The organism is Pseudomonas sp. NPDC089530, assembly GCF_050280705.1.
Taxonomy (GTDB): Bacteria; Pseudomonadota; Gammaproteobacteria; order Pseudomonadales; family Pseudomonadaceae; genus Aquipseudomonas.
Genome location: NZ_JBNNVU010000002.1, coordinates 124,890 through 138,357 on the forward strand (window position 1 = coordinate 124,890; position 13,468 = coordinate 138,357).

Below are 13,468 nucleotides of genomic sequence, written 5' to 3' on the forward strand. Positions count from 1 at the left end.
CTCCTTAGTCGATCAGCTCAAACTTCGCAGTTGCGACGGCGGTTTCGTCCCAGCCCTGGTTGGGCTTGTAGGTAACCTCAAGAGAGATCCTGTCGCTATCGTTAGCACCTATTTTATGGTTGAAGTGCAGGATCAATCCCGCTTTAACGTGCCGGCATTGAGTTGTCGCGTCAGTTATTGGCAGGGGCGCGCGGCTCGCAAGCTTGCCTTGCCAGGTGCTCTGGTCCTGCACAAAACCCGGGAAAAGCACGGCAAACTCGGCCTGGTCGGCCTCGAGGTAGTTGTCCTGCCAGGCACTGTCGATTCCATTCCAGCCCAAGGACTTGGCCTGGCTGGCGTCGAGTAGTACAGGGCCGAAATAGCCTTGATACCAACCCTTTATTTCATCGCTGAGGGAAGCGTAACCAGGAAGGCGCTTCTGGCTGTCGAGCTTGATTCCCTGACGTACTTGCCCATCGTTCTTGCGATTACCAAAGACGCTGCGGGCGGCCCACAGCTCCATGGGGGTATGGTTTTCCTTGTTGGCCCTGGACATCAACCACATGGCGCCTATGACCATTGCGCCGCCGATCAATATCACCGCCGCAGCGATCCAGCCGGCGACAGGAATGGTCGCAGAGGCGCCGGCAGCCGTACCTACTCCGGCCATGGCGCTCCCCAAAGCAATGCCTCCCTCGAGCATCGCCGCGCTGCCGATGGCCAGGGCGATGCCTCCGCCCCATGTATAAGCTGCGGCTGTCGAGTTCCCTGCGTTGAGTTTTTCATACCCTGAATAACCGTCGGTGATCACGCCCAGGATAATTCCCGGCCATCCCAACGACCGTCCGAACAGCTTGCTCGAAAGGGCCTTGGTTACACCAGCTCCGAAGGCTGCTCCGGGAAGACTTTGAGTAAAACGTGCCGCCGATGCCACGTAAATGCTGCGCAGGCTTACCCCCGCGGCGGCCATCGCCGAAACGGTGCCAAGAATGGCAGACATGAAATTGAGTACATCCGACGTGGAGGACTCTTTCTTGAGTTTCTCCAACGCGATGGTCAGGTTGATCATGTTGAAATACAGCATGCCGGCGTTGAGTATGCCGCCACCGCTGGTGACCCCCAGCGACTTGAGGGTCGGTCGGACTCTGATGGTCTGGGTTTGTTTGATGGTCACGGTCCGGCTGCCGGCGGCGACAACCGCGGTACTTTGCTTTATTTCTGCCATGCCTTTGTCGAGGTAGTTCTTAACCTCCACCGACAGGGGATCAAGATTTACCTGCGTGTCAGTGATTCGATAGCGGGCGGACAACAATCCCAGGACCTTCTGGGCGTTGGCTTCTTGCGCTGCAGCCTGGACTTGTTGACGTAGTGTCTGGCTGCGATCCCAGCGGGTCTTTCCGTGCAGCTTCTTCATCACCACGGTGGTGACGTCCTGGGCAATCAGGTCAGTGGCATTCACCGTCGCCGGGAAACGTCCATAAAGCTCTTCTATGACCTGATCCTTCGCCCCCAGGAGACCGCCCACCGCATCTGCCTTTTCCTTGAACGGGTTGTAGGCGGCGAGGGCGATGTAGATGGGGCTGCCATCATTGTTGACCCAGCGTTCCAGGCGCTTGAACCTGGGATCTTGATCGTGACGTCCCGGTAACGGTGCACCCATTCCATTCATCAGAATGGCGATGGATTGCTCGAGCCCCTGAGCGGAGATCTTGTTGTCGCGGTCATGCAGGTCCAGCATTGCAGCAATGCTGTGGGCGGTGGCCTTGTGTTCGGTTTCGGCGGTCGCCAGCCACGAGTCGTGGTTGGAGCACGCGACATCGAAATGGGCCATCAATGTTTTCAGTTCCTGGTCGGCCTGTTTTCGCAGGGTCAGGAATTCATTGTATTTGCCGGTATCGATCCGTTTGGCCAGACGCTCACCGCCAGGTGAAAGGTTTTTATCGGTCAGTACCTGATAGGCCAGTTCGTCATTGCTGGGAACCCGATGCCCCTTGGGTTGAGCCCGATGCCAGTCGGACCGCTGTTTGACGATGCGGTCCACATCCTTTGATGGGGTGGTCGACACCAGTTTCAAGGTTTCTTCGAGAATGGTGGCGGTCAGGTTCTTGCGATGGAAGTCTGCGCTGCCAATGGCCAGCTTCTCCACGTCCAGTCGCATGCAGGCGGGCAGTTCCTGTTGGCCTTCGACAGTCTTCTTTGCCTGCACATCGAGGATCTGGTGTTTTCGAGCCGCGGCGATCAACGAAAGGTCGATGCTGATGCCCTGTGGGTCGAAAAGAGCGACGACAGCCGGGACTCTCGGTTGTGTAAACGGATAGTTTCTGCCCTCGGCAATAATGGTGCCCAGAGGCAAGTCATCGCCGATGGAGTGACAGCTCCAGTCCAGGGGCAGGCGTTTGTCCTTCGGCTTGTAATCCTCCACCCACTTGCCCAGGCCTTCCGCAGGCAGGACATGTTTTTGCTTGGAGGGGCTTTTTTCACCGCTGGTCAGCTCCTTCATGTCCACTTTCTGCATGTGAATCGCTCGTGCGCTTTTGTCACTGCAGATCCTTGTGGTGATGCGATTGCTCCAGAGATGGGTGCTGTAGGCAATCCAGACCTCGCTCGCGGTATCCGGGCAGGTGTCCGCCCAGACCCAGGACATGCTGCGTCCGGCCCGAAACGCATCGCGCTTGTGGTAATTCTCCAGTCCGGTGTAATTGAGCTCTTTGTAATGGCCTTGGCCGTCGTGTTCGTGCACGACCATTTTTTCGCCTTTCGGTCCGCTCATGAACACGTAGACATAGCCCGGGCGCAGGGCTCGCAGTGTATAACTGGCCTCGCGCAAGGCGGGGAAACCTTTCTCGAGCTCGTACCCGCTGGCGCTGTAGTTATACTGCGCCGCCTTGCCATCCCCGGGTAATACGGCGTAGCGGATTGGCACAAGCGGGATACGGGAGCCGCAACCGGGAGCTCCGGCCGCACTGCCAACCGTGGAATCATTCATTCTGGAACTCCTTTTCACCGATAAGGGCCGTCAGGTTGCGCAGCCGGCTGACGGGTGATTCAACAGGGTCTTCAAGCAATGCCTTGGCCTGCTCGGAACCCATTGGCTCCGGGTAGCGGGCATGCAAAAGGACAAAGTCGCGCACATCCGTGTCGCGCTCGATATTGACGCTGGCCGCTTCTCGAACTTTCTCGCGGACGCTCTCGCAGATCTGTTCGAGGCTGAATACGTTGTACTGCGGTATGGCCTGAACTTCCTCGGCCAGGCTGATGATGAAGTAATCCTGGGTATTGGCGTCGAACGCAGCCATCTCCAGAGGGTGCAGGTGCAGCCTTTCTTGATGGTCTGCAGTTGACGCTGCTTCCGGATGCTCGAGCCGATACCAGCTGATGCGGCGGTGCCAATGGGTGCGCCAGAGCAACTGCTGAATCGGGCCCAGCCACTGCTTGCGATGTGGCTGACCGAGCGCCGATAACCAGGGCTCCAGCATCGTGGGCTGAAAGTTGAACGTTGCCTGGCTGTGATCGGGGAGGGTGATCTGCACGAGGTTGCCCAGATGACGGGCAAGGGTGTCAAGGTCCACCTGGGTGCCGATGATGATCACGCCATTGGCGTCGGACCAGTCTGCGACGGCATGCTCCAGCAAAGCGGGTTTGCCTGTCGCATCGACCAGCAGAGGGCCGCGTTCCTCCATGTCCGACAACGGGCCGTTGGCCCATAACCACCGGCGTGGGGCGAAAGACTCGAGCGCACGAACTAACTCGACTACCGACGGTGCCACCGCCGAGGCTACTGCAGCATCCGGCGGCGAAGGTCGATAAGCCCAATCCTCCAGTCGTTGGGTGTTGAGCAGCAGATAGACCCGCGATGTCGCAGGCAGCGCCAGACGTGGATCGATGTCGCCCAATTGCACGGGGAGGTTGGTAGGTGGAGCGGTGCCATCATCCCTGTTCATTTCGCGCTTCCCTTCAGACACGTGCAGTCTTCCAGCAGGCAGGTGCCGTCCGGGCGCTTGCCGCATAACCGGTCCAGAGGCTTGCCGGAGGCCGGGGTGCCGACTACGGCGAAAGGATTGTTGTTGCCGGACGAGGCGTGGTTGACCGCTCCCTTGAAGCGAATGGCGATGCCATCGAGCGTGATGCCTGATTCATCGATGGTAATGCTTCCCCCCGGGCCCTTGATGACCACGCTGCTGCTGGACCTTAGCTCATAGCGTTGCGTTCGCCGCTCGATGCTTTGTCCCGCCTCGATACGGTGATGGCCCTGAACAGCCTCTTCGCGGTGTCCACCGACTTCAATCCAGTGGTTGGCTATTGTCTTGTCGCGCCGGTTGTTACCGACTTCCTCTGTACGGTCCTTCCCCGTATGAACGGTATGGTTGCGGGCGATGGTGAGGAAGTCATCCTGCCTGACGTTATGGCGGCGATCGCGGCCAATGGTGACCTGCTCGTCGTTGCCTACCGTTTCGCGACGGTCATGGCCGATCGCAATGGTTTCGTCGTTTTCCACCTGCTCGCTGCGGTCATGGCCGACATAGGTCGTCTCGTCATGGTTGACGTGGATATTCTGGTCCTTTTGTGCATGGACGTAGATTTCCTCCTGGTCCTTTTCGTCCTCGAAACGCAGCTCGTTGAAGCCTTCGCCCTTGTGGGTCTTGCTCTTGATCGTCATGCGCGTCTTGTGACGGGGCAGCTCGTAAGGAGGAGGGTTGGTCGCCCGATAGGTCCGTCCAGTGACGATCGGTTGGTCGCAGTCGCCATCGAGGTAATTGACAATGACTTCCTGGCCTATCCGGGGAATGGCGATATGACCCCAGTCGGCCCCGGCCCAGTTGTGGGCCACGCGTATCCAGCAGGAACTGAATTCGTTATGCGTGCCTTCTCGGTCCCATGGAAACTGGACCTTCACCCGGCCCCACTCGTCGCAATAGATTTCCTCACCCTCAGGGCCTACCACTGTGGCTATCTGAGGTCCTTCGATAGCGGGTTTCGGCATGGGCTCCGGCCGCCACTCCGTATCCTCCGAGATGATCTCGGCCACGTAGTCGTAGCTCACACCCATTTGCGCAGCCTCATCCTCCTGGCTGGAATACTGCACGCCCTTATGGGTGATGCGTACGGGTCGCCACCAACGGTTGAAGTCGGGCCTGGGGTGGCCCGCGAGCTGGAAACCCACGCCCGGTATCAGGCGCGGATCATCGCCTTCGACAAGAGCGACCTGGGCATCTCGACGATGACCGCGCAAGCGGTTCTGAGTGAACGGCTTGCCAGCGCTGCTGACTTTGTAGCGGCCTGGATAGTCATAGCGCTCGTAGGTCTGCGCCTGATGCTCCAGTTGTTCGCCTGCAACGTTGTGGTGCTGGGTATAGGAGGGGCGTTTGAATGTGTAGTCGCGTTGAGTCTGCTGGGCGGTGCGAACATTTTCGGTGTAGCTGAACGCATACAGTACTGGCTGGGGAGCATCGCCGGCAGGCGCGTTGTTGTAGAGTACGGGATCGCCCTCGACCCGACGGTGGATGTAGAGCCGGTCGCCGTGGTGCAGGGTGTGACTGTCGGCGGTAAAGGAGAAGGAGTAGTAAAGCCCTTCTTCGGCCGCGAGTCGTTCCAGCAGGTAAAGATCGGTGTCTCCTGCCTGAACGCAGTACTCGCGAGCCAGGTTTTCATTCGTCAGATGTTGTTCGTAATGCAGGATGCCATGTTCGCGAAGCACACTTTTGAGGATTTCGGGAACGCTTTTTTGCTGGAAGATTCGCCAGTTGGAACACAGGCCAAGCCGGGAAAGTTGCGGTTCGACTACCGCGCGATAGCGCGTTCGGTGAAATCCCGTCGTTCCCTGCGTAAAGCTCGAGACAAGGCCATGCACATAGCGCACGGCCTGATTGCCGTGCCAGATCGTCAGCAGTGCCGGGCAATCGAGTACCTGCTCGAAATTTATCGCCGCGCTGTAACTGGACAGGTCCAGTATCAACCGAAAGGGCTCGCTAAGAGCTTCCTCCAGTGTGAACTCGACGACGTCGAACTCTATCTGGCTGGAGAGCACGGCAAATGTGAATCTCAGATCCCTCTGTCGCATACACCATTCCTTGGGCAAAAGAGCGAATCGCCCAAGCAAGAAGCGCTCAGGCATGAAAAATGTGAGACGGCTATCGAAAAGATCCTGCTTCCAAATAGCGGTCTGTTCCTGTGACTGCACTATTTCTGTGCAGGTTTTTCGAAGGCGGATGGTAAAACGATAAAAGCCAAATAACTTAGGGGTGATGCGACAAGATGTTTCTAGTTGTTTCCTGCGTGCTCCAAAGGAATAAGCGAACAGGCACGCTGTGCACCGGTCGGAGGGGGCGGCAGTGGTGCGAATGACTTTGCACCAGCGCCGCAGGCGTGGAGCACGGCATGTATCAGCGAAACTCGAAGAACTCGTAGTGCAGGTTTTCTTCGGGAATCGCGCAGTCGCGCATCGACTCCTTGACCCGCGCCAGCAGCCCTTTCGGTCCGCAGAAACTGATCTGGATCTGCCGTGGATCGGTTTCGCCGGCGACCCGTTTCAAGGTTTCGCCCAAGCGGTCGGCGCCACCGGTATGGCCGATGAAATCCACCCCGCGTTCCGCGGCCAGCGCTTGCAGGGTTTCGGCGCTGGGGAAGGCCCGGGACGGGTTGAAGCAGTACACCAGGGTCGCCCGGTCGAAGCGCCCTGCGCCGGCATCCTGTAGCCACGAGATAAAGGGCGAGATACCCACGCCACCGCCGATCCAGATTTCCCGGCCGGCGTCGAGCCGGCGCTTGAAGCGGCCATAGGGCGCGTAGAGGTCGGCACGCATGCCGACCTTGACCTGCCGGCGCAGCTTCTGGGTGTAGTCCCCCAGGGCGCGGATCACGAACGCGATGTGGCCGTCGCTGGCCTGGGCGCTGGCGATGGTGAAGGGGTGCGGTTCGCGCAGGCCTTTTTCCTGCATGGCGAGGAAGGCGAACTGCCCGGCCTGGAAGGCGAAGCCGCGACGCAGCGGGGTCAGTTCCAGGTGCAGGGCGTTCTTTTCCTGGGTGACCGCGCTGACCCGGTATTCGCCGGCCCGGGCCAGCAGAGGGTAGAGCAGCAGCTTGTACAGGGCGCCGAGCAGGCCCAGACCGCAGAGCAGGGTCAGCCAGATTCCCGAGGGGTTATCCAGGGCGATCGGCGATTTGAAGCTCAGCCAGTGCAGGATGACGATGGCGAACAGCGGCCCGGACAGCTTGTGCCACCAGCGCCACTGGCCGTAGGGAATGTTGCGGTTCAGCGCCAGCAGCACGATCAGGCCCAGGGCGACATAACTCAGTTGCCGCACCATCCGCGTCCAGTACTTGGAGAACTCGATGATCGGCACGCTGCCCCAGACATCCAGGTTGGCCTTGAACACCAAGTGATAGCTGGCCCCGACCAGCGCCCATATGCCCAGCCATTTGTGGGTTTCATAGACCCGGTCGAGGCCGCCGAACAGGCGCTCGACCCAGCGCCAGCGGCTGGCCAGCAGGCAGGACAGGGCCATGCAGGCCAGCGCATTGGCGCCGAGGATCAGGCTCAGGGTGGCGGAGGTCAACCAGGTATCGGAGGGGATTTCCAACAGGACGGTGAAGCTGGTGATCAGCAGGGTGCCGAGCACCACATAGCGGGTTTTCACGGGGAGGACGCCTCCGGAGGGGATGGCGCCGGCGCAGGCGTCGACGCGCAGGGTGGGTCGAGGGCTGCCCCGCCTTTATCTCACCATGGGGGGCGCAGCCTGAACCGTATTTTACTGGCGGTCCGACAACCCCGGACTGATCTGTATCAGCGCCCGCTCAATAGGCCGGCAAGGGGTGTTCGCGCAGCCAGTCCTGGGCGAAATCCAGGTAGGCGCGCACGATGTTCGAGGGCGGCTGGTGGGGCGGATACAACAGGTGCAGCTGCTGTTCCGGCATCGGCAGCCAGGGCAGCACAACCCGCAGACGGCCGTCGCGCAGGGCTTCGGCGGCGAGAAACGCCGGCAGTTCGGTGACTACCTTGGCGGTCAATGCCAGTTGGCGCAGGTGCAGGTAATCGTTGGCGGCGAACAGCGGATCGGGGCTGTAGGTATGCTCCCCCAGTTGCCACTGCTCCCGGGCATAGGGCTGGCGCGACCAGACGGCGCAGGGAAAACCCCGCAGGTCCGCAGGCGTTTGCGGGGTTCCCAGGCGCTCCAGCAGCAGCGGGCTGGCGACCAGCAGATGGCGGTAGCTGGCCAGCAGGCGCGCGGGGCGGTCTTCGTCGAGCGGCGGCCCGGCGCGCAGGGCGACGTCCACCTCGTCCTGCACCAGGTCGCTTTCCTGTTCATGGCCCCGTTCGCTGGTATAGACCGCCACCTGGACCTCGGGATGGCGCCGCTGGAAGGCCGCCAGCAGTTTCCACCAGCTCTCGAAGGCCGCGGGCACGGAGACGCTCAGGCGCCCCCGCAAGCGCACTCGATCATTTCTGACAGCCTGTTCGCCCTCGGCCAGGGCTTCGATACCGCGGCTGGCGTGTTCGTAGAGCTGGCTACCGGCAGCGGTCAGCCGGGTGCCACGGGAGGAGCGTTCCAGCAGTTGCACGTCGAGGCTGCGTTCCAGTTCGCGGATGCCCCGGCGGATGGTGGCCAGCGGTAATTGCAGCAGGTGGGCGGCGGACGAAATGCTGCCGCATTGGACCACGCTGACAAACATCCTGGCGGCGTTGAGATCCATGAGCGCTCCCTGTCGAAGATGAGGGAAAGCCTATCAGTTGCGGCTCTTCCCGATCAAAAATGCGCGGCTGGCGGAGGATTTTTATCGGTGGTTTCATCCACGCGAGTGGGCAAGTGGCGATAACTGTGTTCTCGACGCGGCGGGGCGCGTCTAGCAGCGATAGCTTCGCAGCGGTGCGGGGCAGTGAGTGCGAGTTTGAACATGCAAGCGTTGTTGAACGAGATCCTCGACGAAGTCCGTCCTCTGATCGGCCAGGGCAAAGTGGCCAGCTACATTCCGGCGCTGGCCGACGTGCCGGCCAACCAGCTGGGGATTGCCGTGTACGGCAACGATGGCCAGGTGTTCAGCGCCGGCGATGCCGATACGCCGTTCTCGGTGCAGAGTATTTCCAAGGTCTTCAGCCTGGTGCAGGCCATTGGGCATTCCGGCGAGGCGATCTGGGAGCGTCTGGGCCATGAACCCTCCGGGCAGCCGTTCAACTCCCTGGTGCAGCTGGAGTTCGAGCGCGGCCGTCCGCGCAACCCCTTTATCAACGCCGGGGCGCTGGTGATCTGCGACATCAACCAGTCGCGTTTCGCAGCGCCGACGCTGTCCATGCGCGATTTCGTGCGGCGCCTGTCGGGCAATATGCAGGTGCTGGTGGACGGCCGCGTCGCCGAGTCGGAATACCAGCACCGCGCGCGCAACGCGGCGATGGCCTACCTGATGCAGTCCTTCGGCAACTTCCACAACGATGTCGAGGCGGTGCTGCGCAGCTACTTCAGCCACTGCGCGCTACGCATGAGCTGCGTCGACCTGGCGCGGGCGTTCTGCTTCCTGGCCAACGATGGTTTCTGCAAGCACAGCGGCGAGCAGATCCTCACGGCGCGCCAGACCCAGCAAGTCAACTCGATCATGGCCACCAGTGGGCTGTACGACGAAGCCGGCAATTTCGCCTACCGCGTCGGCCTGCCGGGCAAGAGCGGCGTAGGCGGCGGCATAGTCGCGGTGGTGCCGGGGCAGTTCACGGTGTGCGTGTGGTCACCGGAACTGAACGCCGCGGGCAACTCCCTGGTGGGCATGGCGGCGCTGGAATTGCTGAGCCAACGCATTGGCTGGTCGGTGTTCTAGAGACGGTCTGCTACCGGACCTGCCAGGCAACGCAGCGTTTATGTAGCCGCTGCCGAGCGACAGCGAGGCTGCGCTCGGTTGCGCAGCAACCGCCAGCCCTGAGTTCGCGTTTTACCTGACACACTGCAGGCTCAGGTTTTGCGGCAACTGCGTTGCCGATCGCAGCCTCGCTGTCGCTCGGCAGCGGCTACAGGGCGGCGGTTACCAGATGACGTTCGCGCTCTTCGGCAGGCTCAGCTGGCCCTTGTCGACGAAGCGCAGGGTGCCGGTCGGGCCGCCGGCGAGCTTGCCGCGCAGTACGTAGGGCAGGTCGTCGAGGCTTTGGGTCTGAGTCAGGCCCAGGGTCTGGCGCAGCACGGTGAAGGCCGAAACGCTGACCGGCACCACCAGCACACTTTCAGAGAACCGCCCGACGCTGCCGGTCTGGTTGCTGACCCCGGTCGCCAGCGGTTGGCCGTTGACCTCCAGGTCCAGCGCCACGCCGTTGTAGCTGATCGCGGTTTCATTGGGGTTCTGCAGGCGCAGCTTGATCGCGAAGCGCACTTCCAGGTCCTGGCTGGGCAGGGGATCGATCCCGACCACATTGATGTGCACCTGATCGCGCTGGGGAAACAGGGCACAGGCGCTGAGACTGAGCAACAGCAGGGAAAGGGTGAGGCTGAGGAGTCTGCGCATCGAGGCGGTCTCTGCGAGGAAGGAGGCACTGTTGAATCTAGCGCGAGCCGGCCGCGGCTACAAACCGCAGACCGTTTTGCCGCTGCCTCGCCCCTGCTTCTGCAGGAGCGAAGCTTGCTCGCGATAGCGTCCGGCCCGACACACCGCAGCGCCTGCATCGCGGGCACGTCGGATCGCCGCCCGCTCGCTCCTGCAAAAGGCGTGCTCAGGCGTTGCTTTTGGCGCCCATGTCCGGGTCCTGCATGACCTTGAGGGTCGCCGCTTCCGGGTCGAATTCGTCTTCTTCCAGCTCGATGAATTCTTCCGGCAGGAAGATGTTCAGCAGGATCGCGCACATCGCCCCGACGGTGATCGGCGATTCGAAAATGTTGTGCAGCGCCTTGGGCAGCTCGCGCAGGACTTCCGGCACCGCCGCCACGCCCAGGCCCATCCCTAAGGAGATGGCCACGATCAGCACGTTGCGCCGATGCAGCCCGGCTTCGGCGAGGATCTTGATCCCGGCCACGGCCACGGTGCCGAACATGATCAGGGTCGCGCCGCCCAGCACCGGCTTGGGCATCAGTTGCAGCACCGCGCCGATCACCGGGAACAGCCCCAGCAGCACCAGCAGGCCGGCGATGAAGTACGCCACATGGCGGCTGGCCACGCCGGTCAGTTGGATCACTCCGTTGTTCTGGGCGAAGGTGACCATCGGCAGGCTGTTGAACACCGCCGCCACCATTGAGTTGAAACCGTCGGCCAGCAGGCCGGACTTGATGCGCTTGATGTACAGCGGGCCCTTGACCGGCTGCTGGGAAATCATCGAGTTGGCGGTCAGGTCGCCGGCCGCTTCCAGGGGCGAAATCAGGAAAATCACCGCCAGCGGGATAAAGGCGATCAGGTCGAAGGAGAAGCCGTACTTGAACGGCACCGGCACGCTGACCATCGGCACTTCCGGCATCGTCGCCATGTCCACCCGGCCCAGCAGCCAGGCGACGACGAAGCCCAGGGTCAGGCCGATGACGATCGACCCCAGGCGCAGCATCGGATGACTGAAGCGGTTGAGGACCACGATGGTCAGCAGCACCAGGGCGGCCAGCCCCAGGTTGCTGGCGGCGCCCAGGTCGGGGGCGCCGAAGCCGCCGGCCATGTCGGTGACCGCCACTTTGATCAGCGACAGGCCCATCAGGGTGATGATGGTGCCGGTCACCACTGGGGTGATCAGCTTGCGCAGCTTGCCGATGAATTGGCTGAGGAACATCTCGATAAAGGCCGCGCAGAAGCAGATGCCGAAGATGGTCGAGAGGATCTCTTCATTGCTGCCGCCGCGGCCCTTGACCATCAGGCCGGCGCTGAGCAGCACGCTGATAAAGGAAAAGCTGGTGCCCTGCACACACAGCAGGCCGGAGCCGATCGGCCCCAGGCGCCGGGCCTGGACGAAGGTGCCCAGGCCCGAGACGAACAGCGCCATGCTGATCAGGTAGGGCGTTTCATTCTGCAGGCCCAGCACACCGCCGAAGATCAGGGTGGGGGAGATGATGCCGACAAAACTGGCCAGTACGTGTTGCAGCGCGGCGAAGATCGCCGCGCTGAAATGCGGGCGGTCCTCCAGGCCGTAGATCAGGTCGGACTTGTAGCGTGGCGTGGAGCGTTCAGGTGCGGTCATGGGAAAGAGCCTGCCAATGACGTGTCGATAGGGCATGAAACACGTGGAAAAAAGGGGGCGACGCGAGGTGGCACAGGGCGCAAGGCAACCTCTGCGGACCCGGTCGGAAAAATGGAGGCGCAGGATGCCAGAAAGGTGGCCGGGTCAGAAGGGCTGACGGGCTCGCGGAAGAAAACTTCGACGAATTATTGAGGGGACTCGCACCTGCGCCGAAGGGATTGCATCGCCCGCAGCGACCGCTGCGCGCCCGTACGCAGCCTGCGGCAGCGGCTACAGGGATTGCGTTGTCTGTGTAGCCGCTGCCGAGCCTGCGAGGCTGCGTACGGCAACGCAGTTGCCGCAAAACCTGAACCCGCGATCTGCCTGAGCGGCTACAGGGCTTGTCCGAAGGCGGCCAGCAGGTCTTCCTCGAAGGCCCGCTGGGCGTCGCCGGGAACCTGGGCGCGGTGGCGGGCGAGGAAGAAGCCCACGTCGTAGCTGAGTTCTTCGGGGCGCAGCGTCTTGAGCAGTCCTCTGTCCTCCCAGTCGCGGGCAAAGTGGCTGGGCAGGTAGCCGATATGCTGGCCCGAGAGGATAAAGGTCAGGGTGGCCTCGACCTGCTGCGAGCAAGCCGAACCGGATACTCCCTGGAACGGCTCGTCGTTTTTCAGCAACCGGTAGTGATGGTCGACCTTGTCGGCGCGGTGCAGGGCTTGCAGGTCCGGATTGTCCTGGGCGAACAACGGATGGCCGCGTCCGCAGTACAGGTGCTGGGTTTCCGTGAACAGCTGGCGGTAATCGAAGGCGTGCTGCACCTTGGAGAAATAGCCGATCGCCAGGTCCAGCCGCTGCTGCAACAGCAAGCGTTCCATTTCGCCGGTCATGGCGCTCATCAACTCGATACGCACCGACTCGTCGCGCTGGCGAAAGCGCCGGATCGCTTCAGCGACCTTGTGCAGCACCGCCGGGTCGAGTGCCTCCGACAAGCCCAGGCGCACCTCGCCGAGCAAGCGCCCGGCGACGCCGTTGGACTGATGGCGAAACTGCTCGATGGACGCGAACAGGCCGCGAGTCGCCAGCAGCAGTTGCTCGCCCTTGGGCGTCAGCCGGAAGCCGCCCTTGCCGCGGCTGCACAGACGATAGCCGAGGCGGGTTTCCAGCTTGGCCATCTGCTGGCTGATGCTCGACTGGCTCAGCCCCAGTTCGCCCTGGGCGGCGCTGAAGCCGCCGTATTCGACCACGCAGACGAACAGCCGCAGCAGATGCAGGTCGAGATCGTGCAGTTGGCCGAGCATCAAACATTACTCCGGGTGAATGTCAGGTTAATACGCTTGATATTTTACCAATGTATCGGTCGGTGCAAGCTGCCGCCACAGACTCCTCGATGACGAT

The 13,468-nt window shown here is 61.8% G+C and carries 9 protein-coding genes; 1 reads left to right on the forward strand and 8 read right to left on the reverse strand.

Going from position 1 to position 13,468, the window contains the following annotated elements; genetic code table 11:
- Positions 1-4: 4 nt before the first annotated feature.
- The 5 genes from ACQKQA_RS01605 to ACQKQA_RS01625 form a co-directional block, all read right to left on the reverse strand.
- Positions 5-2,965 (reverse strand): T6SS effector BTH_I2691 family protein, encoded by a 2,961-nt coding sequence (locus tag ACQKQA_RS01605; protein ID WP_427552777.1) that lies wholly within the window; start codon positions 2,963-2,965, stop codon positions 5-7.
- Positions 2,958-3,920 (reverse strand): DUF4123 domain-containing protein, encoded by a 963-nt coding sequence (locus tag ACQKQA_RS01610; protein WP_427552779.1) that lies wholly within the window; start codon positions 3,918-3,920, stop codon positions 2,958-2,960. The genes ACQKQA_RS01605 and ACQKQA_RS01610 overlap by 8 nt, the downstream gene beginning before the upstream one ends.
- The gene (locus tag ACQKQA_RS01615) at positions 3,917-6,037 is read right to left on the reverse strand and encodes a type VI secretion system Vgr family protein (RefSeq protein ID WP_427552781.1); all 2,121 of its coding nucleotides are present in this window, start codon (positions 6,035-6,037) and stop codon (positions 3,917-3,919) included. Before ACQKQA_RS01615 ends, ACQKQA_RS01610 begins: the two co-directional genes overlap by 4 nt.
- A 322-nt stretch (positions 6,038-6,359) precedes the next feature.
- Positions 6,360-7,613: a ferredoxin reductase family protein gene (locus ACQKQA_RS01620; protein WP_427552783.1), complete on the reverse strand. Its 1,254-nt coding sequence runs from the start codon at positions 7,611-7,613 to the stop codon at positions 6,360-6,362.
- Positions 7,614-7,770: 157 nt separating this feature from the next.
- The gene (locus tag ACQKQA_RS01625; RefSeq protein ID WP_427552785.1) at positions 7,771-8,667 is read right to left on the reverse strand and encodes a LysR family transcriptional regulator; all 897 of its coding nucleotides are present in this window, start codon (positions 8,665-8,667) and stop codon (positions 7,771-7,773) included.
- A 201-nt stretch (positions 8,668-8,868) separates the two neighbouring features.
- Between ACQKQA_RS01625 and glsB the strand changes: the two genes are divergently transcribed.
- Positions 8,869-9,777, forward strand: a complete 909-nt coding sequence (gene glsB, locus ACQKQA_RS01630) for a glutaminase B (protein WP_427552787.1) — start codon at positions 8,869-8,871, stop codon at positions 9,775-9,777.
- Positions 9,778-9,978: 201 nt separating this feature from the next.
- Here glsB and ACQKQA_RS01635 read toward each other — a convergent pair whose 3' ends face one another.
- The 3 genes from ACQKQA_RS01635 to ACQKQA_RS01645 form a co-directional block, all read right to left on the reverse strand.
- Positions 9,979-10,452, reverse strand: coding sequence for an LEA type 2 family protein (locus ACQKQA_RS01635; protein ID WP_427552789.1), 474 nt, complete (start codon positions 10,450-10,452; stop codon positions 9,979-9,981).
- Positions 10,453-10,657: 205 nt separating this feature from the next.
- The gene (locus ACQKQA_RS01640; protein WP_427552791.1) at positions 10,658-12,097 is read right to left on the reverse strand and encodes a nucleobase:cation symporter-2 family protein; all 1,440 of its coding nucleotides are present in this window, start codon (positions 12,095-12,097) and stop codon (positions 10,658-10,660) included.
- A gap of 371 nt (positions 12,098-12,468) precedes the next feature.
- Positions 12,469-13,371, reverse strand: coding sequence for a LysR family transcriptional regulator (locus tag ACQKQA_RS01645; protein WP_427552792.1), 903 nt, complete (start codon positions 13,369-13,371; stop codon positions 12,469-12,471).
- Positions 13,372-13,468 lie beyond the last annotated feature (97 nt).

Excerpts from the sequence above, each read along its gene's own strand:
- ACQKQA_RS01645 (WP_427552792.1), bottom strand. The coding sequence starts at position 13,371 with ATGCTCGGCCAACTGCACGATCTCGACCTGCATCTGCTGCGGCTGTTC.
- ACQKQA_RS01640 (WP_427552791.1), bottom strand. The coding sequence starts at position 12,097 with ATGACCGCACCTGAACGCTCCACGCCACGCTACAAGTCCGACCTGATC.
- ACQKQA_RS01605 (WP_427552777.1), bottom strand. The coding sequence starts at position 2,965 with ATGAATGATTCCACGGTTGGCAGTGCGGCCGGAGCTCCCGGTTGCGGC.
- ACQKQA_RS01615 (WP_427552781.1), bottom strand. The coding sequence starts at position 6,037 with ATGCGACAGAGGGATCTGAGATTCACATTTGCCGTGCTCTCCAGCCAG.
- glsB (WP_427552787.1), top strand. The coding sequence starts at position 8,869 with ATGCAAGCGTTGTTGAACGAGATCCTCGACGAAGTCCGTCCTCTGATC.
- ACQKQA_RS01625 (WP_427552785.1), bottom strand. The coding sequence starts at position 8,667 with ATGGATCTCAACGCCGCCAGGATGTTTGTCAGCGTGGTCCAATGCGGC.
- ACQKQA_RS01610 (WP_427552779.1), bottom strand. The coding sequence starts at position 3,920 with ATGAACAGGGATGATGGCACCGCTCCACCTACCAACCTCCCCGTGCAA.
- ACQKQA_RS01635 (WP_427552789.1), bottom strand. The coding sequence starts at position 10,452 with ATGCGCAGACTCCTCAGCCTCACCCTTTCCCTGCTGTTGCTCAGTCTC.